This is a genomic window from Acinetobacter sp. YH12155 (genome assembly GCF_013418255.1).
Classification (GTDB): Bacteria; Pseudomonadota; Gammaproteobacteria; order Pseudomonadales; family Moraxellaceae; genus Acinetobacter; species Acinetobacter indicus.
On sequence record NZ_VPCK01000002.1, the window covers coordinates 225,656 to 247,492 of the forward strand.

General features: G+C 46.0%; 20 protein-coding genes. 10 read left to right on the plus strand and 10 right to left on the minus strand.

Features of this window, described 5'->3' with window-relative positions; all coding sequences use genetic code 11:
* Positions 1 to 239 precede the first annotated feature (239 nt).
* Positions 240 to 713, plus strand: a complete 474-nt coding sequence (locus FTU86_RS02460) for a hypothetical protein (protein ID WP_075167739.1) — start codon at positions 240 to 242, stop codon at positions 711 to 713.
* Between the two features lie 83 nt (positions 714 to 796).
* Here the strand turns inward: FTU86_RS02460 and FTU86_RS02465 are convergent, their stop codons facing one another.
* From FTU86_RS02465 to rpiA, 7 genes are all read right to left on the minus strand, one after another.
* On the minus strand, positions 797 to 1,150 hold the full coding sequence (locus FTU86_RS02465) for a YnfA family protein (protein WP_005177718.1): 354 nt from the start codon (positions 1,148 to 1,150) through the stop codon (positions 797 to 799).
* Between the two features lie 110 nt (positions 1,151 to 1,260).
* Complete coding sequence (gene clpA, locus FTU86_RS02470; RefSeq protein ID WP_180036320.1) at positions 1,261 to 3,537, minus strand: ATP-dependent Clp protease ATP-binding subunit ClpA; 2,277 nt, start codon at positions 3,535 to 3,537, stop codon at positions 1,261 to 1,263.
* Positions 3,538 to 3,546: 9 nt separating this feature from the next.
* Positions 3,547 to 3,963: an ATP-dependent Clp protease adapter ClpS gene (gene clpS, locus FTU86_RS02475; protein ID WP_035363010.1), complete on the minus strand. Its 417-nt coding sequence runs from the start codon at positions 3,961 to 3,963 to the stop codon at positions 3,547 to 3,549.
* An 18-nt stretch (positions 3,964 to 3,981) separates the two neighbouring features.
* Complete coding sequence (locus FTU86_RS02480) at positions 3,982 to 4,728, minus strand: DUF6776 family protein (protein WP_005177701.1); 747 nt, start codon at positions 4,726 to 4,728, stop codon at positions 3,982 to 3,984.
* Between the two features lie 79 nt (positions 4,729 to 4,807).
* On the minus strand, positions 4,808 to 5,863 hold the full coding sequence (argC, locus tag FTU86_RS02485) for an N-acetyl-gamma-glutamyl-phosphate reductase (RefSeq protein ID WP_171502408.1): 1,056 nt from the start codon (positions 5,861 to 5,863) through the stop codon (positions 4,808 to 4,810).
* Positions 5,864 to 6,046: 183 nt separating this feature from the next.
* A complete protein-coding gene (locus FTU86_RS02490; RefSeq protein WP_160241336.1) occupies positions 6,047 to 6,727 on the minus strand; it encodes a M48 family metallopeptidase in 681 nt (226 codons plus the stop codon).
* A gap of 110 nt (positions 6,728 to 6,837) precedes the next feature.
* Positions 6,838 to 7,509, minus strand: coding sequence for a ribose-5-phosphate isomerase RpiA (gene rpiA / locus FTU86_RS02495; protein ID WP_005177689.1), 672 nt, complete (start codon positions 7,507 to 7,509; stop codon positions 6,838 to 6,840).
* Between the two features lie 107 nt (positions 7,510 to 7,616).
* On the opposite strand from rpiA, the gene ilvA reads away from it, so the two are divergent.
* The 3 genes from ilvA to FTU86_RS02510 all read left to right on the plus strand — a co-directional run bounded on the left by ilvA (position 7,617) and on the right by FTU86_RS02510 (position 11,327).
* Positions 7,617 to 9,155: a threonine ammonia-lyase, biosynthetic gene (gene ilvA / locus FTU86_RS02500; RefSeq protein ID WP_005177685.1), complete on the plus strand. Its 1,539-nt coding sequence runs from the start codon at positions 7,617 to 7,619 to the stop codon at positions 9,153 to 9,155.
* Positions 9,156 to 9,300: 145 nt separating this feature from the next.
* Positions 9,301 to 9,951, plus strand: coding sequence for a TrkA family potassium uptake protein (locus FTU86_RS02505; RefSeq protein ID WP_005177682.1), 651 nt, complete (start codon positions 9,301 to 9,303; stop codon positions 9,949 to 9,951).
* Positions 9,952 to 9,962: 11 nt separating this feature from the next.
* Positions 9,963 to 11,327: a TrkH family potassium uptake protein gene (locus FTU86_RS02510; protein ID WP_180036319.1), complete on the plus strand. Its 1,365-nt coding sequence runs from the start codon at positions 9,963 to 9,965 to the stop codon at positions 11,325 to 11,327.
* 71 nt (positions 11,328 to 11,398) lie between these two features.
* On the opposite strand, the gene FTU86_RS02515 is transcribed toward FTU86_RS02510, so the two are convergent.
* The 3 genes from FTU86_RS02515 to FTU86_RS02525 form a co-directional block, all read right to left on the minus strand.
* Positions 11,399 to 12,544, minus strand: coding sequence for a phospholipase A (locus tag FTU86_RS02515; protein ID WP_160241337.1), 1,146 nt, complete (start codon positions 12,542 to 12,544; stop codon positions 11,399 to 11,401).
* 21 nt (positions 12,545 to 12,565) lie between these two features.
* Complete coding sequence (locus FTU86_RS02520) at positions 12,566 to 15,505, minus strand: insulinase family protein (protein ID WP_180048345.1); 2,940 nt, start codon at positions 15,503 to 15,505, stop codon at positions 12,566 to 12,568.
* 145 nt (positions 15,506 to 15,650) lie between these two features.
* Positions 15,651 to 16,100, minus strand: a complete 450-nt coding sequence (locus FTU86_RS02525) for a GNAT family N-acetyltransferase (RefSeq protein WP_005177673.1) — start codon at positions 16,098 to 16,100, stop codon at positions 15,651 to 15,653.
* Positions 16,101 to 16,236: 136 nt separating this feature from the next.
* On the opposite strand from FTU86_RS02525, the gene FTU86_RS02530 reads away from it, so the two are divergent.
* The 6 genes from FTU86_RS02530 to cydB all read left to right on the plus strand — a co-directional run bounded on the left by FTU86_RS02530 (position 16,237) and on the right by cydB (position 21,831).
* Complete coding sequence (locus tag FTU86_RS02530; RefSeq protein WP_160241339.1) at positions 16,237 to 17,241, plus strand: adenosine kinase; 1,005 nt, start codon at positions 16,237 to 16,239, stop codon at positions 17,239 to 17,241.
* A 14-nt stretch (positions 17,242 to 17,255) separates the two neighbouring features.
* Positions 17,256 to 17,564, plus strand: coding sequence for a Rieske (2Fe-2S) protein (locus FTU86_RS02535; RefSeq protein ID WP_171065079.1), 309 nt, complete (start codon positions 17,256 to 17,258; stop codon positions 17,562 to 17,564).
* A 27-nt stretch (positions 17,565 to 17,591) separates the two neighbouring features.
* The gene (locus tag FTU86_RS02540) at positions 17,592 to 18,209 is read left to right on the plus strand and encodes an OB-fold-containig protein (RefSeq protein ID WP_104489428.1); all 618 of its coding nucleotides are present in this window, start codon (positions 17,592 to 17,594) and stop codon (positions 18,207 to 18,209) included.
* A 702-nt stretch (positions 18,210 to 18,911) separates the two neighbouring features.
* On the plus strand, positions 18,912 to 19,103 hold the full coding sequence (gene cydP / locus FTU86_RS02545; RefSeq protein WP_005177663.1) for a cytochrome oxidase putative small subunit CydP: 192 nt from the start codon (positions 18,912 to 18,914) through the stop codon (positions 19,101 to 19,103).
* Positions 19,103 to 20,689 (plus strand): cytochrome ubiquinol oxidase subunit I, encoded by a 1,587-nt coding sequence (locus tag FTU86_RS02550; protein ID WP_005177660.1) that lies wholly within the window; start codon positions 19,103 to 19,105, stop codon positions 20,687 to 20,689. Before cydP ends, FTU86_RS02550 begins: the two co-directional genes overlap by 1 nt.
* The gene (cydB, locus tag FTU86_RS02555; protein ID WP_160241340.1) at positions 20,686 to 21,831 is read left to right on the plus strand and encodes a cytochrome d ubiquinol oxidase subunit II; all 1,146 of its coding nucleotides are present in this window, start codon (positions 20,686 to 20,688) and stop codon (positions 21,829 to 21,831) included. The genes FTU86_RS02550 and cydB overlap by 4 nt, the downstream gene beginning before the upstream one ends.
* Positions 21,832 to 21,837: the final 6 nt, after the last annotated feature.

Sequence of the window (21,837 nt, forward strand, 5' to 3'; positions counted from 1 at the left end):
GCTTAGATACAGCATAAGCGCGTTGCTAATATAACTTTTAGTGGAAACTTCACACAAAAAATAAAATGTAATTTTTGATCAATTTTTTAGTTAAAAAGTCTTTAAATATAAAAATTTACAGATAAATAGATTATATATTTCTTATATTTATAAAGATGAAGCCAGATCGGGTGGTTGCTTATCCTCCCTATTCATGTTGATATAAATACCTAAAATACAGCTCATAATGTGTGACTCGAATGAACAATAAAATCTATTTGTCGACAGTTTTAGCCCTCGGACTCAGTGCCCTTTCATTCACCAGCCATGCCAGTGAACTGGACCAGTATCTGCAACAAAAACAGATCATTGATGCCGAGTACAAAATCAAGAATACGACCGGACTTAATGAAATTCTGAATATTATTAGTGTGGAAGATTCACGCACCCTGCCGTATCAGGTCGATCAGAATACGATTATTGAACAGATGCAGCTATTTGCAGACCGAGTTGAAGTGAAAGGTTTGATTAACAGCCCGGATTTCGAGCAGTTTGCTCAGGATGTTGGCCATAGCGAAGTGAAAAAAATCATGAAAAAGAATTTACTGCAGAATTGCGAGATGATTTTTGAGCATCAGTTCCAACGCGTCAATCCCTACCGGATTGAGCTGCAGTTAAGCTCGGCGCAGCAGCAGTATCAGTTACAGCTAAAAAATTCGGAATGTAAATTCTAAACCAACCCGATTAATCACTAACTGCGGTAGTAGATCCTGCCGCAGTAAATTCCCATTTTCAGCCCACAATGACAATAGAAAAATTAACGCACCAGTCCTTGTGGCTGCAAAATAATAATCAGCGCGCCGCACATCACCACCAGACCACCCAGCAGATCCCAACGACTTAAACTGACTTGATCGACAAATTTCAGCCACATCAGCGCGGTAAAAATGTAAATTCCACCATAAGCGGCGTAAATTCGCCCTGATGCTGCCGGATGCAAGGTTAACAGCCAGACAAATACCGCCAAGGCCAATACTGTTGGTAACCAGAGCCAATGTGATTTCCCCTGATTCAAAATTAAATAAGGAAAGTAACAGCCCAAAATTTCCGCCACCGCCGTCACCAAGAACAGGCAAACCGTGGTCAGAATTTTAGTGATAGAAAAATCCATAAAAACTCACAATACAAGTGACGCGCAGCTTTCCAATAGAAAGGTAAAAAGATAAACCTTAAGCAAACAAAAGCCCGTGCGTACACGGGCTTTCATATTCAAGTACAGGATTAAGCCGGTTCAGCGGTTTGATCTTCAAATACTTCAAGTTTCAAACCGGTGGCTTTACCGTTTTCTTTCTTGACAGATACGGCTACATTGCCGCCGTGTTCAACCAGCTCACCAAACAGGATCATCTCTGCCAGTGGTTTCTTCAGGTGTTCCTGAATTAAGCGCTGCATTGGACGTGCACCCATTAAACGGTCATAGCCATGTTCAGCCATCCATTCACGTGCATCCTGATCTACTTCAAGAATGACTTTTTTCTCATCCAGCTGGGCTTGCAGTTCAGTCAGGAACTTGTCGACCACGCTTTCAATCACGCTGGTCGGCAAGGCTTTAAACTGAATCACACTGTCCAGACGGTTACGGAACTCAGGCGAGAAGGCCTTTTTCATTGCTTCCTGGTTGTCATTACTGTTGTCCTGTTCCATAAAGCCAATGCTGACACGAGAAATACTTTCTGCACCAATATTGGTGGTCAGTACTAGCACCACATTACGGAAGTCTGACTTACGTCCGTTATTATCGGTCAATGAGCCATGATCCATAATTTGCAGCAACAGGTTAAACACATCCGGATGGGCTTTTTCAATTTCATCGAGTAGCAGCACACAATGCGGATTTTTATGAATCGCATCGGTGAGCAAACCACCCTGATCAAAACCGACATAGCCCGGCGGCGCACCAATTAAACGGGACACCGCGTGGCGTTCCATGTACTCCGACATATCGAAGCGGACCAGCTCGACACCCAGCAATTTGGCCAGCTGCTTGGTGACTTCAGTTTTACCCACCCCGGTCGGGCCGGCAAATACAAAACTACCCACTGGTTTATCAGGCGATTTCAAACCGGCGCGTGACAGTTTGATGGCAGATGCTAACGCTTCAATCGCTTCATCCTGACCGAACACCACACGTTTCAGATCACGTTCCAGATGCTCAAGCACAGTCTTGTCATCTTTAGACACCGTTTTCGGTGGAATACGGGCAATTTTCGCCACAATATCTTCGATATTTTCCACGGTAATCAGACGATCTTCCTGCTCATCTTTCAGACGGCGCTGTGCACCGGCTTCATCAATCACGTCAATGGCCTTGTCTGGCAAGAAACGGTCATTAATGTATTTAGATGACAACTCAACCGCAGAAACCAGTGCTTTATCATCATATTGGACATGGTGGAAATCTTCAAATTTTGATTTCAGGCCACGTAAAATATCAATGGTTTCAGGAATTGATGGCTCATTGACATCAATTTTCTGGAAACGACGCGACAAGGCATGATCTTTCTCAAAGACCTGACGATATTCCTGGAACGTCGTCGAACCGATACAACGCAAAGTGCCATTGGCTAGCGCCGGTTTAATCAGGTTCGAGGCATCCATGGTGCTGCCCATGCTGGAACCGGCACCAATAATCATGTGGATTTCATCAATAAATAAAATCGCTTCCGGCTTTTTCTTTAACGCATTTAACAGCTGTTTCAGGCGTTTTTCAAAATCACCGCGGTATTTGGTTCCGGCCACCAAGGCACCAATATCCAGACTGTAAATTTCTGAATTGAGCAGTGGTTTTGGCGCTTTACCATTCACGATTAACCAGGCCAGACCTTCGGCAATTGAGGTTTTACCCACCCCCGGATCACCGACCAGCAGCGGGTTGTTTTTGCGACGGCGACATAAGATTTGCGCGGCGCGTTCAATTTCTTTTTCACGGCCAATCAGTGGGTCAGTTTTGCCCTTCACCGCTTCATTGTTGAGGTTGGTGGTATACAGCTCCAGCGGACCGCTATTGGCCGAAGTTGAGCTTTCCCCATCGAGTTCTTCAATTTCTTCTTCGGCTTGCGATTCTTCTTTACGCGTACCATGAGAAAGATACTGAGTTAAGGTTAAACGGTTAATTTGATGGCGTTTTAATAGATATACGGCAAAAGAATCCCGTTCCGAATACATCGCAACCAGAATATCTGCGCCTTCGACTGTGCGATCACCACCACTGGATTGCACATGGAAAATTGCTCGTTGCAAAATACGGTCAAAGCTTTCCGTTGGATGCGGTGCCTGATCGCTGTTTTCACCGAGTTTAGGGGTATGTTGTTCTACATATTCTTCAAGTTCTTTGCGCAGCACAATAATATCTGCCCCGCATGCTTTTAGCGCATTTACTGCAGAATCATTGTCGAGCAAAGCCAATAATAAATGTTCTACCGTCAGAAACTCATGTCTCTTTTGACGAGCCATGCTAACAGCCAAACGTAATGATACTTCTAATTGACGACTGAGCATGTAACCCCCTTAGTTTTTAGGCTCAATCTGACAAAGTAATGGATGACCTTGAGATCGAGCGTAATTATTGACTTGGTTTGCTTTGGTCTCTGCGATGTCTCGCGGATAAACCCCTGCAATACCTTTTCCTTCGTAATGTACAGTTAGCATTACTTGAGTCGCTTGGTCAAGATTCATTGCAAAGTATTGTTGTAAAATTTCAATTACAAAGTCCATTGGGGTATAGTCATCGTTCAATAAAACGACAGCGTATAGTGGTGGACGCTTTAATTCAGGCGGCGCCGTCTGTACGGCAATGTCTCCGTCCTCATGCTCATTCGGCTCATCCGTACTTAAACGCGGATTAAAATGCCAGTCCACCATGCCAGACTGCTGAAAAGACTGTTTGATTTCGTTTAAACAAATTGGTCGTTTGTTACTTCGCATAAGAGATTTATTTCACAGTTATTGCGCAGTGGCTTCTGCTTGCGGTATTTCAGAGATAAAGGCAGAAGGCGCTTCCGTGGCTTTTCCACGTGCCCAGCTGAATCGCTTGGTCACAGGGGTACTACCAGTTAAACGCACTTCAATAAATTGCGGACTAAAGCCTTTTGGCATGGTCCAGCGGCCGGTTAGGCGCTCATAATTATCAAAATTGAAATTATTGTCTTCCATGGGCACCACCAGCACCTCGGTGCCCTGAATCAGACGCAGTTCAACATTGCCTGAAGCACGGCGCTTATTCGGGCTGATTTGCACCAGATCGAGCTGATATTCATAGGCATTATCGGGTAAAGGTTTAATCCCAATATTCTGGATGGTCAGACTTAAACCACCCCGATTACGCAGCACTTCACGGTATAAATTGCCCATGCCATCGGCCTGGATTTTATCATTACGTGCCTGATTCAGGGCCGCATACAGGTCATTGGCATTGCTGACCGCTACATCACGCTCCTGAACCGCTGCATTCAGGGTTTTATTCAGGCTTTCCAGACGAACTTTCTGTTCCTGTACGACTTCAACCAGCTGCTCTGCATCGGCATCATAACCGACCACAGTCAAACCCTGACGATGCCCCACCGAATAGCCCAAAAAGCCGCTGCCTAACATTAATACAGCTGCACCGAGTACGAGAGGTAAATTGCTTTGCATAAAAGGTTTTTTCGGTGGCGTCGGTTGTGACGTGGTATTGGTATCCGTATTCTGCATCGTCATCTCTTGTTTTGATTGCATTCAAACCACACATTTAAATCGAAATCTAAATGTGTGTGAAGTCGAAAAGCGTTTCTTATGGTAATAGACCAATCACCTCGAGGCCAGCCTGCTCTGCAAAGCCAAACATCAGGTTCATGTTTTGTACTGCCTGACCTGCTGCACCTTTCACCAGATTGTCCTGCGCCACCAGCACCACCAGTTTCTTCGGTTGCGGCTTGTACAGCGCAATACGTAACTGGTTCGCGCCGCGTACTGAACGCGTTTCAGGTGAGCTGCCTGCTGGCATTACATCTACAAACTGCTCTTGCGCATAAAACTGTTCATATAGCGCCTGTACATCTGTCGCATCCCCTGCATCGGTCAGGTCAATATACATGGTGCTGAGCATGCCACGAATCATCGGCACTAAATGCGGTACAAACACAATGTGGTTAAACACATCTTTTTGACCAGAAATATTTTCCAATGCTTCCACAATTTCCGGATGATGACGGTGACCTGCCACCCCATAAGCCTTGAAGTTATCGGCATTTTCAGAGTAAATCATGCCCAGGCTGGCTTTACGGCCGGCACCAGATACGCCTGATTTGGCATCAATAATAATGCTTTTAGGTTTAATCAAGGTTTCAGTAGATTTTAATAATGGCGCCAAACCTAATTGCACGGTAGTTGGATAACAGCCCGGGTTGCCAATCACCTGTGCTGTTTTAATCTGCTCACGGTTCAGTTCAGATAAACCATAGACTGAATCTTTAAGAATGTCCGGACACGCATGTTCCATGCCGTACCATTTTTCGAATTGGGCCAAATCCTGTAAACGGAAATCTGCCGCCAGATCAATGACTTTGGTATTGGCCGCAACCAGATCGGCCGCGTGTTTCATGGCAACACCGTGCGGCGTGGCAAAGAACACCACATCACACTGTTTTAAATCTTCAATATTTAAATCTGAATAGCATAAATCGGTATGACCACGCAGACTTGGGAACATATCATCGACACGGCGACCAGCTTCAGTACGTGAGGTTAATACAGTGACCTGTACCTCTGGATGTCGTAGTAAAAGACGTAAAAGTTCAACGCCTGTATAACCTGTACCGCCGACAATACCTACTGAAATCACGTTCATACCTCAATCAAGTGTGCTATGTTCAATAAAGCAGTAGTATGACAGGAAGTTTGTGCTTTCTAAACCTTTTTACTCGGTATTGATGGTTTTTTGTCTTATGTATCTATTGGATCGACCAGAGTACTGATTTTTCAAGAAAATGAACGAGGAATGGGTGAGTTCAACAAGGATGATCCGGCACCCTCACCCCAACCACCAATACGGCAACTGAAAGCGTTTTAAAAATTGTCGATGCTGCTGAAACTCAGGATCATGCCGCGCCACCTCTGCCCAAAAGCGCGGGCTATGATCAAAATGGCGGGTATGCGCCAACTCATGCACACAGACATAACGACAAATCGCTTCTGGCATTAATACCAGCGCACTATTCAGCATAATATCGTGGCGGGCCGAGCAACTGCCCCAACGGGTTTTCGGCTGGCGGATATTACAGCCGTTAAAGTTCAGCCCAGTATCCAGACTTAACTGTTCTAAATACAGCGGCAAATGCTGCTTGGCATAGGCAATAATAAAAGTTTTTAAATAAGCTTCAGGATGTCGATCACTAATCCACAGCTGTAAAGCCGATTCATCCCAGATAAAATTCTGTTTCTGGCTCTGATAACCAATCTGAATAGGCGTATTGAGATTAAACAGTTGTAATTCAGCAGGCAGGCTCTGATCAACCCGCTGCAACTGGGCCTGTTGCGCTTGCCAGGTTTTTAACAGCCAGCTTTCGGCATCGGCAATAAATTTCTGGATTTGACGATTGCTACAAAAAACAGGCGCCGTGACTTTAATCTGCTGACCATCGACACGTAAACGCAGTCGCGTCGCACGAACATTACGGGTGATTTGAATTTCAGGAAGGTCGGATAATGTCATTATTGTTCTTTTTAGAGAGTCCTCCCCGGCCCTCCGTTAATCAAGGAGGGAGAAAAGCCCCTCTTTTTTAAAGAGGGGCTTGGGGAGATTAACTCTTAAAGCTGTTAAGTTTAAATTGCAGTACGCTCTTCAATACCGTTATTGGTTGCAACAATGGCAATATCAGCTTTGTTTAAAGCAAAAATACCGTTACACACCACACCCGGAATGTCATTGATGGTTTTTTCCAGTTCCAGTGCGTTCAGGATGTTCAGGTTATAAACATCTAAAATCACATTGCCGTTATCGGTTACCACACCTTCACGGTACGCCGGATCACCCCCAAGTGCGACCAGCTTGCGTGCCACGGCAGAACGTGCCATTGGAATTACTTCAACCGGTAGCGGGAATTCACGGCCCAACTGTTCAACCCATTTTGAATCATCAACGATACAAACAAATTTTTTCGCAATCGACGCGACAATTTTTTCACGGGTTAACGCCGCACCGCCACCTTTAATCATGTGCATATGACGGTCAATTTCATCTGCACCATCGACATAGGCATCTAAACCGCCCACGCTGTTCATATCCACGACCTCAATGCCCAGCTTTTTCAGGCGCTCTGCCGTTGCTTCAGAACTGGCCACAGCCGCTTCCAGTTGCAATTCTGGCAATAAATCGATGAGGAAATTGACGGTACTGCCTGTGCCTACACCCAGAATCCCGCCTTTAGGCAAATGTTTTAAGGCTGCTTTTGCCGCAGCTTGTTTCTTCTCATCTTGGGTTGCATACAGACTCATGACTTCGCTCAACTATTTTTTGACATTTGATGCTGATTTTACAGCCCAAATGTACAGGGGTTTGTTACAATAAACCCCTATTTTAAACTGTTAGATGGAAGATTAACATGCTGTCTCGTTTGGTTCGACAAATTTTACAAGCAACAGTCTACGATGTTGCAATCGAAACCCCACTCGAAGCAGCGCCACGAATTAGTGAACGACTGAATAACAACATCCGCTTCAAGCGGGAAGATTTACAACCGGTCTTTTCTTTCAAACTACGCGGTGCCTATAACCGTATTAGCCAACTACCTAAAGCGCAGTTAGAACGTGGCGTGATCACAGCTTCAGCCGGCAACCATGCTCAAGGCGTGGCTCTTTCAGGAAAAAAACTGGGGATTCGTGCCATTATCGTGATGCCTAAAACCACGCCAGATATTAAAGTACAGGCGGTAAAACGTTTAGGTGGCGAAGTAGTACTACACGGCGATTCGTTTGATGTAGCCAACAAATATGCCATTCAGCGTGCCCAGGATGATGGCATGACCTTCATTCCACCTTATGATGATGAACTAGTGATGGCCGGCCAAGGCACCATCGCCAATGAAATTTTACGTCAATGGCGCGATGTCGATTATGTCTTTGTTGCCGTAGGTGGCGGTGGCCTGATTGCCGGTGTAGCAGCGTACTTGGGTGATGTCGCTCCGCATGTCAAAGTCATTCCAGTGGAATATGATGAATCAGCCTGTCTGAAAGCAGCCTTAGAAGCTGGTGAACGTATTGTTCTGCCTTCGGTCGGTCTATTTGCCGATGGGACCGCCGTGGCACAGATTGGTGAAAAACCCTTTGATGTGATTCGTCTGCAAAAATCAGATAACTCTGGCCCGATTGTCGAACCGGATGTGGTGCTGGTGAATACCGATGAAATCTGCGCTGCAATTAAAGATACTTTTGATGAAAACCGCAGCATTGTAGAACCATCAGGTGCTATGGCGCTGGCCGGCATCAAAAAATATGTCGAGCAGCATGAGCTGATTGGTAAAAATATCGTGTCGATTGTTTGCGGCGCGAACATGAACTTTGACCGCCTGCGTTATATCGCCGAGCGTACTGAACTGGGCGAACGCAAAGAAGCGATTTTTGCAGTCACCATTCCAGAGCAGAAAGGTTCCTTCCTGAACTTCTGCCGCGCCCTGCAAGGCCGTAATATTACCGAGTTTAACTATCGTGCCAGTGATGCATCGGCCGCACAGGTCTTTGTCGGCATTAGCTTGAAAGGCGGTGAAAAAGAACGTCATGACATCTTTGAAGCCTTGAAAGTGCAATATGATGTTGATGATCTGTCTGATGATGAAGTGGCTAAGCTGCACATCCGCTATTTAATTGGCGGTCATGCCGATATTGAAAATGAACGTCTGTTCCGGGTGGAATTTCCGGAGCGTCCAGGCGCCCTGCTGACCTTCCTGGAGCGTTTAGGCCCGACCCATAACATCACCCTGTTCCATTACCGTAACCACGGCGCCGCCGAAGGCCGTGTGCTGGTTGGTCTGGAAGCCAGCGATGCCAAACAGAACCCGGACGGGCTGATTGAAACCCTGGAAAGCATTAGCTATCCATATGCGGAAATTAGCAATAACTTAGGTTATCAGCGCTTCCTGAAATAAAATCCAGTTTAAAAAACCGCCATTTGCTGGCGGTTTTTTTATTGGTTTACACAAACACCCTAAGAAAAATGATGTAAATATCCACCTGATCTTTAAAATAAATTTATATTCACGCTAACCATAAAAATGTAATTAGGAACACACTATGGCGCAATTTGCAGTCATTGGCTTAGGCAGTTTTGGTGCCACCGTTGCCACGCAACTGGTCAGCCTGAAACATGATGTGATTGGCATCGATATTAATAAAAAATATGTGGAAAATATTGCCGAGGAAATTACCCACGCCGTGATTGCCGATGCTACCGACGAACACGTGCTACAGGAGCTGAATATTCAGAACTGTGATGCGGTGGTGGTGGCCATTGGTGAAGATATTGAAGCCAGTATTTTATGTGTGCTGCATCTGAAAAATATGGGGCTGGAAAAAATTTATGTCAAAGCCAAGTCCAAAGCCCACCACATGATTCTGACCCATCTGCAGGTCAGCAAAATTATTCATCCGGAAGAAGATATGGGTGTCCGCATTGCCCAGTCACTGAGTTATCCGATGGTCAGCCGCTATATGGCGCTGGAAGATGACCACTTTATTGTCAAAGTGGAAGTCACTGAAGCCTTAAACGGTACGCGCTATCATGAGTTTATCGGTCATGCGCCAGAAGTGAAAACCCTGCTGCATAAACGCGGCAGCGAGATTCAGTTCAGCCTCGATCCGCAGTTAATTATGCAGCAAGGCGATATTCTGGTGCTTGAAGGCCAGGTTGAACAGCTGAAACGCTTATCCAAGCATTTTAAATAGCCATGAACCACATGACGAAGAATAAGACTGCCTATAAAAATACGGCGAAGCCCAGCACAGCAACCACGGTCAATTTAAGCCCGCCGAGTCTGCTCGCACTGGGATTTTTAAGCTTTATTGTGATTGGGACCTTGCTACTTAAACTGCCCTTTGCCCATGAGGGGGACCTGAGCTGGTTACAGGCTTTATTTACTGCCACCTCTGCGGTGACCATTACCGGCTTGTCGGTGGTCAATGTCGGCGAGGCCTATACCGTATTTGGCCAGATTGTGATTATGCTGTTGCTGCAATGTGGCGGGCTGGGCTTTATGACGTTCGCAATTCTGGCCGCCATGAGCCTGTCACCGAAAATTGGCTTAAAACAGCAGATGATGGCCCAGGAAACCATTGGTCAGACCAGTCTGGCGACGGTGGGCTTTACCATTAAAGGCGTATTACTCTATTCACTGTTTTTTGAAGGCATCGGCACCTTTATTCTGACCCTGGCCTGGCTGCAGGATTATGATTTTCTGGAAGCCTTTTTCTATGCCGCCTTTTACAGTGTCTCGGCTTTCAATAATGGCGGATTTTCATTATTTCCCAACAGTTTAATGAGCTTTGCCGACCAGTACCTGATTACCTTTACCATCAGCATGCTTTACATTATTGGCGGTGTGGGCTTTGTGGTGCTGATGGACATTAAAAAAACCCAGCGCTGGCATAAACTCAGCGCCAACAGCAAGCTGATCCTTTCCACTATTCTGGGTTTAAACCTGTTTGCTTTTATCACCATCTGGCTGCTCGAAGCCAGCAATCCTGCGACGCTGGCCGCCATGAGCCTGACCGATCAGGCCTGGAATGCCTGGTTCCATGCTACCGTACCCCGTTCTTCCGGCTTTAACAGTCTGGATATTGCCAGCATGAGTGATGCTTCCAATTTACTGACCATGTTCCTAATGTTTATTGGCGGAGGCTCTTTAAGTACCGCCGGTGGCATTAAAGTCGGCACCTTTATTATTGTGGTATTAAGCGTGATCAGCTTTTTACGACGCGCCGATGAAGTGCGGGTGTTTCATTATTCGGTACCGGAAAAAACCACCTTTAAAGCCTTGGCTGTGGTGTCAATTACTGCATTTTTAGTCTTTGCCGGGATTTTCAGCCTGTTGCTGCTGGAACCTGAACATGAGTTTATGGACTTGCTGTTTGAGGCGGTTTCTGCGGCCTGTACCGTGGGTTTATCTCGCGGGATTACCGGGGAATTACAACCCTTAAGTCTGGTGGCCTTAATGCTGCTGATGTTTGCCGGCCGTTTAGGCCCACTGACCTTAGCCTATTTAATTGCCACGCCTAAACGCAGCCGCCTGCAACATCCCACCACCGATATTCAGATTGGTTGATGCGCGAGTTCCGTTATCAACTGAAATTAAAAAAGCCACTGTCTACAGTGGCTTTTTGCGGGTGCATGCATTTAGAACCAGTTCATTAACGATACACCTAGGCCGACATAGGTCGCGCGGTGGTTATAATCAATCAGGCTTTCTCCATAGCCATCAAACAGCTGGAAATGCCCTCTTAATTTGCCGCTAATCGGGAATACCCAGTCAAACTGGGCAGCGCCATGCGCATCATCTCCACCTTTTAGGCTATGCCGTAACATCAGCGAGAAATCATGATCTTTCCAGCGGTAGAATGCCAGCATATCGCCACGGCCAATATAGTTTTTAATATCCGGGTTGTTGTCATCACTGCGGTCTTCTTCAATGCGATACCACGGACGCAACATCAGCGCAAAATTGTTCTTTTCAAAGCCCAGATTCAAAATGACCCGGTTCCAGCTCCGTGACAGCGGATCGGAACGGCCATTGGACTGATGGTTCAAGGTCAGGCCTAACAAGCGCCCATTCAAGCCCAGAATCTCATAATTAGTTCTGAACATTAAACTGGCTTCAGGTTCATAATTGGTTTCACGAAACGGACGTGATTCTTCACCATTATAAACCTGCCAGCGTGAGGACTGGGTATAACCGAGCCAGAGATCGCCATTATCGCCCAACAGGTTTTCAACCGCTTTGGTTTTTAGTGACAACTGAAATTTGGCTTCGGTTGATGTCAGGTTCTGCTGCTGTGCTTCAGTAACGGTATTGTTTTCATTGGGACTGGATGGACGTTCGTTTTTATCGGAGGTCCAGAAGCCCGGCATCAGATACACCGGTTGATAAGCCCGGATATTCCAGGTGCCCAGCTTGCTTTCGGGTGCCAGTTCCCAGCGTTTATCCAGTAACGACACATTCGGATCAATATGTGAGCCTTCCAGCGAAAACAGGTTGTTCACCCCGGCCACAATTTTTTCTTTAACGGTTTCTGGTGGAGGGGCCAATTGCTGCGCCGCCTGACGCTCGGAAACCAGATCAGCCTTTTCTGCTTCCGGCAACTTGAATAAAGCATCATAACAGGCTAAACGCTCGCCATTGGACTCCAGCGCCACACAGGCCTCCGGTGTCGGCGGAATGGTGACCACCGTTGCTTCCAGCGCCTGTACATGTGTCACAAACAAAGCGCTGAGTGCAGTAACACTCAGCGACCAGCTTGTGCGCTCAACAGGATTGAACGCCATAGAACTTCCTCTATTGTTTTTTTAATTGACTTGTTTGATCTGGAAACCCAGCTCCTGCAGCGCTTCACGTTTCGCCACCGGTGCCACCACCGATTTCACCGGGGTTTGCTGACGTAAATAAACGTCGGCCACACGTTTCAGATCATCTAAAGTAACCGCCAGTAAACGCTCACGCAGTTTGGTTCTAAAGGCCGGGGTGCGCGCATGCAGTAAGGCATAACATGCGGTAATTGCTTCACCGGCTGGAGAGCCTGGTTTATCCATGCTGGCAATCAAACCTAGAATGGCTTCTTCCAGCTGATGCGGTAACTGCTCGGTATTCAGCAACCAGTCCACACTGGCGTCAAAATCCTTAAAGGTTTCAGCCAGACGCGGGTCACGGTAGCTATAGAAACGGAACGAGCAGGCATTGCCATCATAGCTGGCACCGCCACCATAGGCGCCGCCTTTTTCACGGATGGCACTGTGCAGGAAGCCATTGCGCAAATACGCCGCCAAGACCATCAATGGTGCTGCATCTGGATGCGATACTTCCACCGCAGGATACGCTGCCGCACAGAACTGTACATTGGCCTGAATCAGCCAGGCTTCATCTGCATTGTTATTTTCAACAGGCACTTGAGTTAAAGCTGCCTCGTGCGGTTCAATTGCCAGCTTGTCCCACACGGTCTGGATTTCTTCAATCAAACGGTCTGATTGTGGCTCTTCACAGACCAGCAGGAACTGTTTTGGCGCTTGCAGCAACATACTGTGAATCAGCTTAAGCTCATCCATCAGCGCATCAAAAGCAGCATCATCCTGTTCAATTTTGCTGACCAGCTCGCTTAACCAGTTCAATGCACCCAGACCAGTATTGTGATAGTCACGCAGCGCTAAAGCACTGTGGTTACGTGAAGCGGCCTGCATGGCATAGCTATGTCCTGCACCCGATACCCGTGACTGCCAGCGCGTTTTACGTTGCTGTAATAGCTCGATAATCCGGTCTTTTTCATCAAAACGCAGTTGCTCAAAGGCAATTTTTAGCAGGCGGATGGCATCAAAATTATTCACCAGTGATTTGGTGGTTAAGGTCAGCCAGGCACTAATCCGGTTTTTGTCATCGACCTTAGAGCGTAAGGATGCCCCCATACCCAGACCGCCACTCACTGCAGTTTGCAGCTGTTGCAGTTCCAGATAATCATATTCACCGGCACCGACTTCACCCATTAAAATCGACAGCAGATTAAAATAAGGCGATTTCACGATCTCATCGGGAATACGCACCAAGACCTGCTGGTAATAAATACCGTTGGTACCGGCATGATACAGGTTTAATGGTGTATCAATGCGGTTGCAGATAATCTCACGTAGCTGCCCCTGTACAATTTGCAATTCTGCCGGCACATCTTCGAGGCCGACTTTTGGCAGCAGGTTTAAATCATCCGGGGTATCCTGATGCACTTTTAGCGCTTCGGTCTGGGCGATAATTTCTGCTTTTTGTGCTTCGGTCAGCTGCGCACCAATTTCAGCCAGACGGGCTTTTTCAGCTTCGGCATCTTTGGCTGATTTGCTGGCATCTGGGACCAGGGTCATTTGGACGCGATGCGGATTATCAATCAAGTGCTGCTGAATCAACTGAGACAGCCACATTGGATCTTTCAGTTCTTCTTTAACCTGTTCAATGGCACTGTCAACATCCCAGACATGCACCGGATCACTATGGTGAATCGCGCTGCTCAAGCCGTTTAGAATCAGGCTTAAACCGTATGGCATACCATCGCCGTTAATTTCACGCTGATGCAGCTCGATCTGGTGTAAAATGGCATTGACGGTATCGCTGTCGACCGGTTTAGACGCCACTTCTTGCAGTACCTTGAAGACGCCCTCTTTAAAGGTTGCTGCATGCTCAGGATTAGAACCTTGAATGGCACAGAAGAAAGTCATTTCAAAGTTGGAATCATCCACGCCCATAAATGGCCCGGTTGATTGCGCATAACCACAGGTTTCTAAATAATGACGCAGTGGTGAAGCCGAGTTTTCCAGTAACACACCTTCGACCAGACGCATGCCCAAACGCAGTTTAATATCACTGGCTTCTGGCAATAACCAGCTTAGAACATGGTAAGTTTTGTCTTTTAAATCTTCAGCATCGACCGCATAGCTTTCAGTTACGGTCACTGGCGCAGCCAAACGGCGCTCAGGTTTTGAATACAGGGTTTCGCCCTGTTCAAACTTGGCTAAAGCCAAGCTCTGGAACTGTTCTTGCAAGTCATACGCTGACTGATTACCAAAAGTCATAAATACCGCATTACTTGGGTGATAATGGGATTTATAGAAATCCACTAACTCTTGGTAAGTTAAGTCCGGAATATCTTTAGGGTCACCACCGGAATTGTAATGGTAGGTGGTTTCCGGGAACAAATGATGCGCCAATTGGTGATACAACTGATCTGAAGGCGAACTCATCGCGCCTTTCATTTCATTAAAGACCACGCCTTTATATACAGGCTCACCATTTTCCAGCTCGATACGAATCCCTTCCTGGGCAAAATCCAGTGGATTCAGGTTGGCTGCAAAGGCTGCATCCAGATACACCTCCAGCAGGTTCTGGAAATCTTTCTGGTTTTGGGTGGCAAATGGATAGGCTGTCCAGTCAGCTGCAGTAAAGGCGTTCATAAAGGTGTTTAATGAACGGCGAATCATCAGGAAAAACGGGTCACGTACCGGGAATTTTTCAGAGCCACACAGTGCAGTATGTTCCAGAATATGCGCTTCGCCCTTGGAATCCATAGGCTGGGTACGAAATGCCACCAGAAATACATTTTCATCATGATTGGTGGCCAAATGATAATGCACCGCACCGGTAACCCGATGCTTATATTCAGACACTAAAATGTCTAAGGCTTCAACATGGTGTTGACGTACCAACTGAAACGCAGGATGAACGGTTTGAGAAATGGTTTCAGTGACATCTACAGTCATGCGATCTCCTAATCATCAAAATAAAAAAACTAAAGCCATTATAGCTTTAGTTCTTGATATAATTCACGCTTAAATCCCGACTAAAATTATAGAAATTTGCAACCCAGGCAATTTTCAAACCCCAGTCCGAAGCTCATACTGCCGTTTAAACCAGATATTTAAAATAATTATAATTCGGATGGTTTTCGACATAGACATAATTCTGCTTCTGGTAAAAATGCGCCGCAGATTTGGTTTCGGTATCCAGACATAGGGCCGAAAAATGAGGACGCGCCTTTTTCTCTAAGTATTGCAATAACAGCTTGCCCACGCCATGTTTACGATATTCAGGCAATACATAGAAACGGCGCACCCGGCCAATTCCCTGTTCCACTTCCTGATCATTCCACTGCTGGTTCAGGCCACCACAGGCAATCAGCTTGTCCTGATCATAAGCAAAAAGTAAAAACTCCCCAGGCTGATCGAAACGATTCTTGGCACTCTGATACTCATCAATTAAACGCTGTACAAAAGCAAAACCCTCTTTCGATGCCTGTTTCTCAAGCTCTACAATTTGCTCTGGTAATCCTTGCGCTTCTTTTATCTCGATATTCATTTCACTATCCTGATCTGCTTTACTAACTTTCCTCAATGAATAAAACCGTCTAAAAAATGAATTTTATTCACAAATCTACAGCAATCCTGAGCATTGGTGTAAACTTAGCATTTATTTTTTGATGTGATTGAACGACATGGCAACTGTTGACCTCTTTGCAATTGGTAATGCACTCATTGACCAGGAATTTCAAGTCTCTGATGACTTCCTTACTCAACAAAATTTGCAAAAAGGCACCATGCAGCTGACCGATGGCGAAACCCAAGCAAATTTATACAACAACTTACAGCAAACGCAAAGCTATAAAGGTCAAGCTTCAGGCGGTTCGGCTGCAAATACAACAGTTGCCTTTAGCGCATTGGGCGGTTCTGCCTTTTATGCCTGCCGCGTGGGCAATGATAACTTGGGTGAAATTTACCTGAACGGCCTGAATGATGCGGGCATTCGCACCACCACAAAATCGGTCAGTGAAGGCGTAACCGGAACCTGTATGGTATTAGTCAGCCCGGATTCTGAACGTACCATGCATACCTATTTAGGTATTACCGCAGAACTCACCGATGCGCAAATTGACTTTGAACCCTTAAAAACCGCGAAATGGCTGTATATCGAAGGTTATTTATCGACTTCGGACAGCGCACGTCAGGCGGTAAAACAGGCGCGCGAAATTGCCAAAGCTCACCAGACCCAAATTGCCTTAACCTTATCTGACCCGGCAATGGTGCAATATGCGCGTCAAGGTTTAGATGAATTACTCGATGATGGCGTGGACCTGCTGTTCTGTAACCAGCAGGAGGCCATGATGTATACCGGCACCGAAACGGCAGAAGCCGCTTTGGAACAGCTGAAGCAAAAAAGCAAATACGTTGTCATTACAATGAGCGCACAAGGCGCAATGATTTTTGATGGTCAACATACCTTTAGCGTTGCAGGCCGTCAGGTGCATGCCATTGATGCCAATGGTGCGGGTGATGCCTTTGCCGGTGCATTCCTGTATGCCTTGAATGCCAACCTTGGCTTTAAAGCCGCTGCCGAGCTGGCCATTTTAATTTCCAGTGAAGTGGTGTCACAATTTGGTCCACGTCTAGAGGTTGAACAGTACGCAACCCTTCTTCAGAGCTATAACAAGGAATGTGCCTAATGCATAAAATCTGCATGACCGAAGATATCCCTGAACGCGAAGCACGCTCGTTCGAGCTTCCAGATGGCGATACCATTTTTATTACCCAACGCGATGGCATGTTCTATGCCTATCAGAACCTGTGCCCGCATTTGCAGGTCGAGCTTGAATTTCTGGAAAACCAGTTTTTAGACCGGGATCAGGAATTTATTGAATGTTCGACCCACGGTGCGCTGTTTGTGGTTGAAACCGGGGAATGTATTTCTGGCCCATGCCAAGGTCAAGCACTTGAAAAAGTAGAGATTACCGTGCATTCTGATGGCGGAATTTACTTAACAGAATAATTTTAAGCCCCATCTGCAGGTTACGCCATGCTTGAGTTTGTATTAGACATCGACTTAATTCCTTTTCATTTAAGTCTGATTGCGCTTGTCTTGCTCAGCCTGGCGGAAATTGTGGGGCATTATTTTAATCTCAAGCCCAGCGCGATATTCAAGCAGCTCTTTCCGCAGCGGCTGCTAGACTCTCCCTTACTCAATGTCAAATTCTCCAAACTGCTAATTTTCGTGTTTCTGCTCCTGAATTTTAGTGTTGCAGGCTATTTCCTGCAGTTTGCGCTCTATTCGCAGCAGCAAAGTTTTGTTCCATCGTACTATCTGATTTTACCGGCGCTTATCATTGCCCTGTTTTTTACCGTGTTTATGATTCACTGTCTGGATCAGGTGATTAAACCGCAAAAAACCATTCAGCATGTCAATTTGCTGGGCCGACTGGCCACCATTTCCAGTGGCAATGCCCGTCCCGGTTTTTCGGCTCAGGCCCGGGTTCGTGATGAATACGGCCAGCTGCATTACGTGCAGGTCGAACCGGAATTTGGTGAACTAGAATTTCAGGCGCAAGTGATTTTAATCCGGCAAAAAAAATCCTATTACATTGCCAAGAAAATTTCCGCCTCGAACAATCTGTTCTATGGCGAAAGTAGCAGCTGATTTAAGCTCGCTCATCTTTCAGCCACGAGTCAGATACACATCCTTACTTTGTCCAAGATAAAGCTACAACGCCATGTATCTCGCAGCTTTCCCTTCTTCCTTGCCGTGTACGTTCGTTCTTTCCGTTTAAGCTGCTCGATTCACTTTCTCTTGGCCTCAAGATCAGCTGTTCTGCACATTATGACCATCGCTGTGGTTGTTCGTTGTGATTGTTCACTCTGCCCTCCACGTTGAAGACTAAAAAAGAAATTTTCCGTGTCGCTGCTTATTGCACTTTTATCGCACTTCATTGTGCATATTTGCTACAAATTGCTTCATTTTGGTGCTTGATTGTTTTCCACGCAAATGCTTACACCTCAAGCCTTACAGCCATTTTTTGACACCCAACTATTGAATAAAAGTTAAAAATTAAAAGCTGGAATTTTTAATAAAATCGTCAAAATTTTCAAATATAACTATTTTAGTCAGAATTAAATTTTAATTCGCACCATTTTAGTCAGAATAATAATTACTATAAATACAAGCATTTTAGTCAGGTTTTTAACTGGAATTTTTTTGATTAAAAATTAAAAAAACTTTTTATAAGTTATTGTATTTTAATACATAAACAATATATTTTTATTTTAACTGTGCAGGCTATTTATTTTTTGTATTATTTTGTTTAATAATATAAGACACAGTTTAAAAAACAGGCTTGTTTCTATGAGCTTAGTCCCGAAAGATTTGAACCGTCGCGTAACCCGAGAAATAGCAGCCATTTTAATAATTAAGGTTGTTATTTTAATGGCGATTAAAAATATCTGGTTCGATGCCCCTACCATTCCTGAAAATTTTGACTCTCAAGTTGCTGAGCGTATTGCCAGCAATCCTTCCCAAATCAAGGAGACACGTTGATGATTTCTGAAAGCGTGGTCGATCTCTCGCGGTTCCAGTTCGCAATGACCGCGATGTATCATTTTATTTTTGTTCCACTGACACTTGGTCTTGCTTTTATTCTGGCCATTATGGAAACCACCTATGTGATTTCCGGCAAAGAAATTTATAAGGACATGACCAAATTCTGGGGAAAACTGTTCGGTATTAACTTTGCTTTAGGGGTAACTACCGGCCTGACCATGGAGTTCCAATTCGGTACAAACTGGGCGTATTACTCGCACTACGTGGGTGATATTTTTGGTGCTCCGCTGGCCATTGAAGGCTTGATGGCTTTCTTCCTTGAATCGACCTTTATTGGTCTGTTCTTCTTCGGCTGGGATCGTCTGTCCAAGGTACAACACTTGTGTGTAACCTGGCTGGTGGCCTTGGGCTCAAACATGTCGGCGCTGTGGATTCTGGTGGCTAACGGCTGGATGCAAAACCCGGTTGGTTCTGCGTTTAACTATGAAACCATGCGTATGGAAATGATTGATTTCGGTGCGCTGATTTTCAACCCGGTGGCACAGGTTAAATTCGTCCATACTGTTTCTGCCGGTTATGTTACAGGTGCGATTTTCGTTCTGGCGATTTCGAGCTACTACCTGCTGAAAAAACGTGACCTGCCATTTGCGCGTCGTTCTTTCGCGATTGCGGCTATCTTCGGTCTGGCATCTACCCTGTCTGTAATCTTACTAGGTGATGAGTCTGGTTATGAACTGGGCGATGTCCAAAAAACCAAACTGGCTGCGATTGAAGCAGAATGGGAAACTCACCCGGCACCGGCTGCATTTACCCTGTTTGGTATTCCAAATCAGGAAACTCAGACTACCGATTATGCGATTAAAATTCCGTATGTGATGGGTCTGATTGCCACACGTTCAACCACTGAAGAAGTGACCGGGATCAAAGACCTGATTGCCCAGCATGAAGTGCGTATCCGTAACGGTATGGTGGCTTATCAGCAACTTGAACAACTGCGTGCAGGTGACACCTCACCAGAACTCAAAGCGGCATTTGATGAATCTCAAAAAGACCTGGGTTATGGCCTGTTACTGAAAAAATATACACCTAACGTGGTAGATGCGACTGATGAGCAAATCAAACTTGCTGCAGCAGACACTATTCCACACGTTCCAAGCTTGTTCTGGGCCTTCCGTGCCATGGTGGCTTCTGGCTTCTTAATGCTACTCCTGTTCGTTCTGGCAACACTGGCTGTAGCAAAACGTAATGCAGAAAACAAACCTTGGTTATTAAAATTCGCCCTGATTGCCCTACCATTGCCATGGATTGCTGCGCAAACTGGCTGGTATGTGGCTGAAGTAGGTCGTCAACCTTGGACTATTGGTGAAGTTCTACCAACATATCTCTCTGCATCTAGCTTAAGTACTGGCGATGTATGGGGTTCAATCATTGCATTAGCATCGTTCTATACCGTACTGCTGATCATTGAAATGTACCTGATGATTAAATTCTCTCGTCTTGGTCCAAGCTCGTTACATACCGGCAAATACCATTTCGAAAAATTGGAAGCTGCCAAAAAAGCATCTGAGGAGACTCAAGCATGATCGAATATGAATTACTCAAAATCATCTGGTGGGTACTGGTGGGCGTACTGCTCATCGGTTTCGCCCTCACCGATGGTTTCGATATGGGCTCTATGGCGATCATGCCATTCGTTGGAAAAAATGATGAAGAACGTCGTGCGGCAATCAATACGATTGCCCCACACTGGGACGGTAACCAGGTCTGGTTCATTACTGCTGGTGGTGCACTATTTGCTGCATGGCCAATGGTGTATGCAACTGCCTTCTCGGGCATGTACTGGGCGCTGCTTTTAGTCCTGTTTGCGCTATTCCTGCGTCCGGTCGGCTTTGACTACCGCTCCAAGCTGGAAAACACTAAATGGCGTACTGCCTGGGACTGGGGTCTATGTATCGGTGGTGCAGTACCTGCGCTGGTATTTGGCGTAGCGTTCGGTAACATGTTCTTGGGTGTACCTTTTGAACTGGATGAGACTGTACGATCCAACTACACCGGCAGCTTCTTTGCCCTGCTTAACCCGTTTGCTTTGGTCTGCGGTATCGTGAGTCTGGCCATGCTGTGTGCGCATGGTGGTGCATGGTTAATGTTACGTACCGATGGTGCTTTACGCGAGCGTTCTGCTAAAGCCACCAAAATCAGCGGTATCGTGTTCCTGGTCTGCTTCCTGCTGGCAGGTGCATGGTTATACTTCGGTGGCATCCAAGGTTATACCCTGGTTACACCATATGACACCGGTAGCGTTGCAAACCCGTTAGCCAAAGAAGTGATGACCAATGCCAACCCGGGCTGGATGAACAACTACTCGGCTTACCCGATCACCATGATTGCGCCAATTATGGGTATTCTAGGCGGTATCATTGTGATTCTGGCAGCCTCTAAAGGTAAAGCAGGTTTAAGCTTCACTGGTTCTGCACTGGCAGTAACAGGTGCGATTCTGACTGCAGGTTTTGCCCTGTTCCCATTCCTGATGCCATCGAGCATAGATCCTGTATCTAGCTTAACCATGTGGGATGCGGTATCTAGTCAAAATACCTTAACGGTAATGACCGTTGCAGCCTGTATCTTTGTGCCAATCATTTTGCTGTACACCACTTGGTGTTACTACAAGATGTGGGGCGTGATTACCAACAAACACATCAAAGAGAATTCGCATAGCCTGTACTAAGGCTAT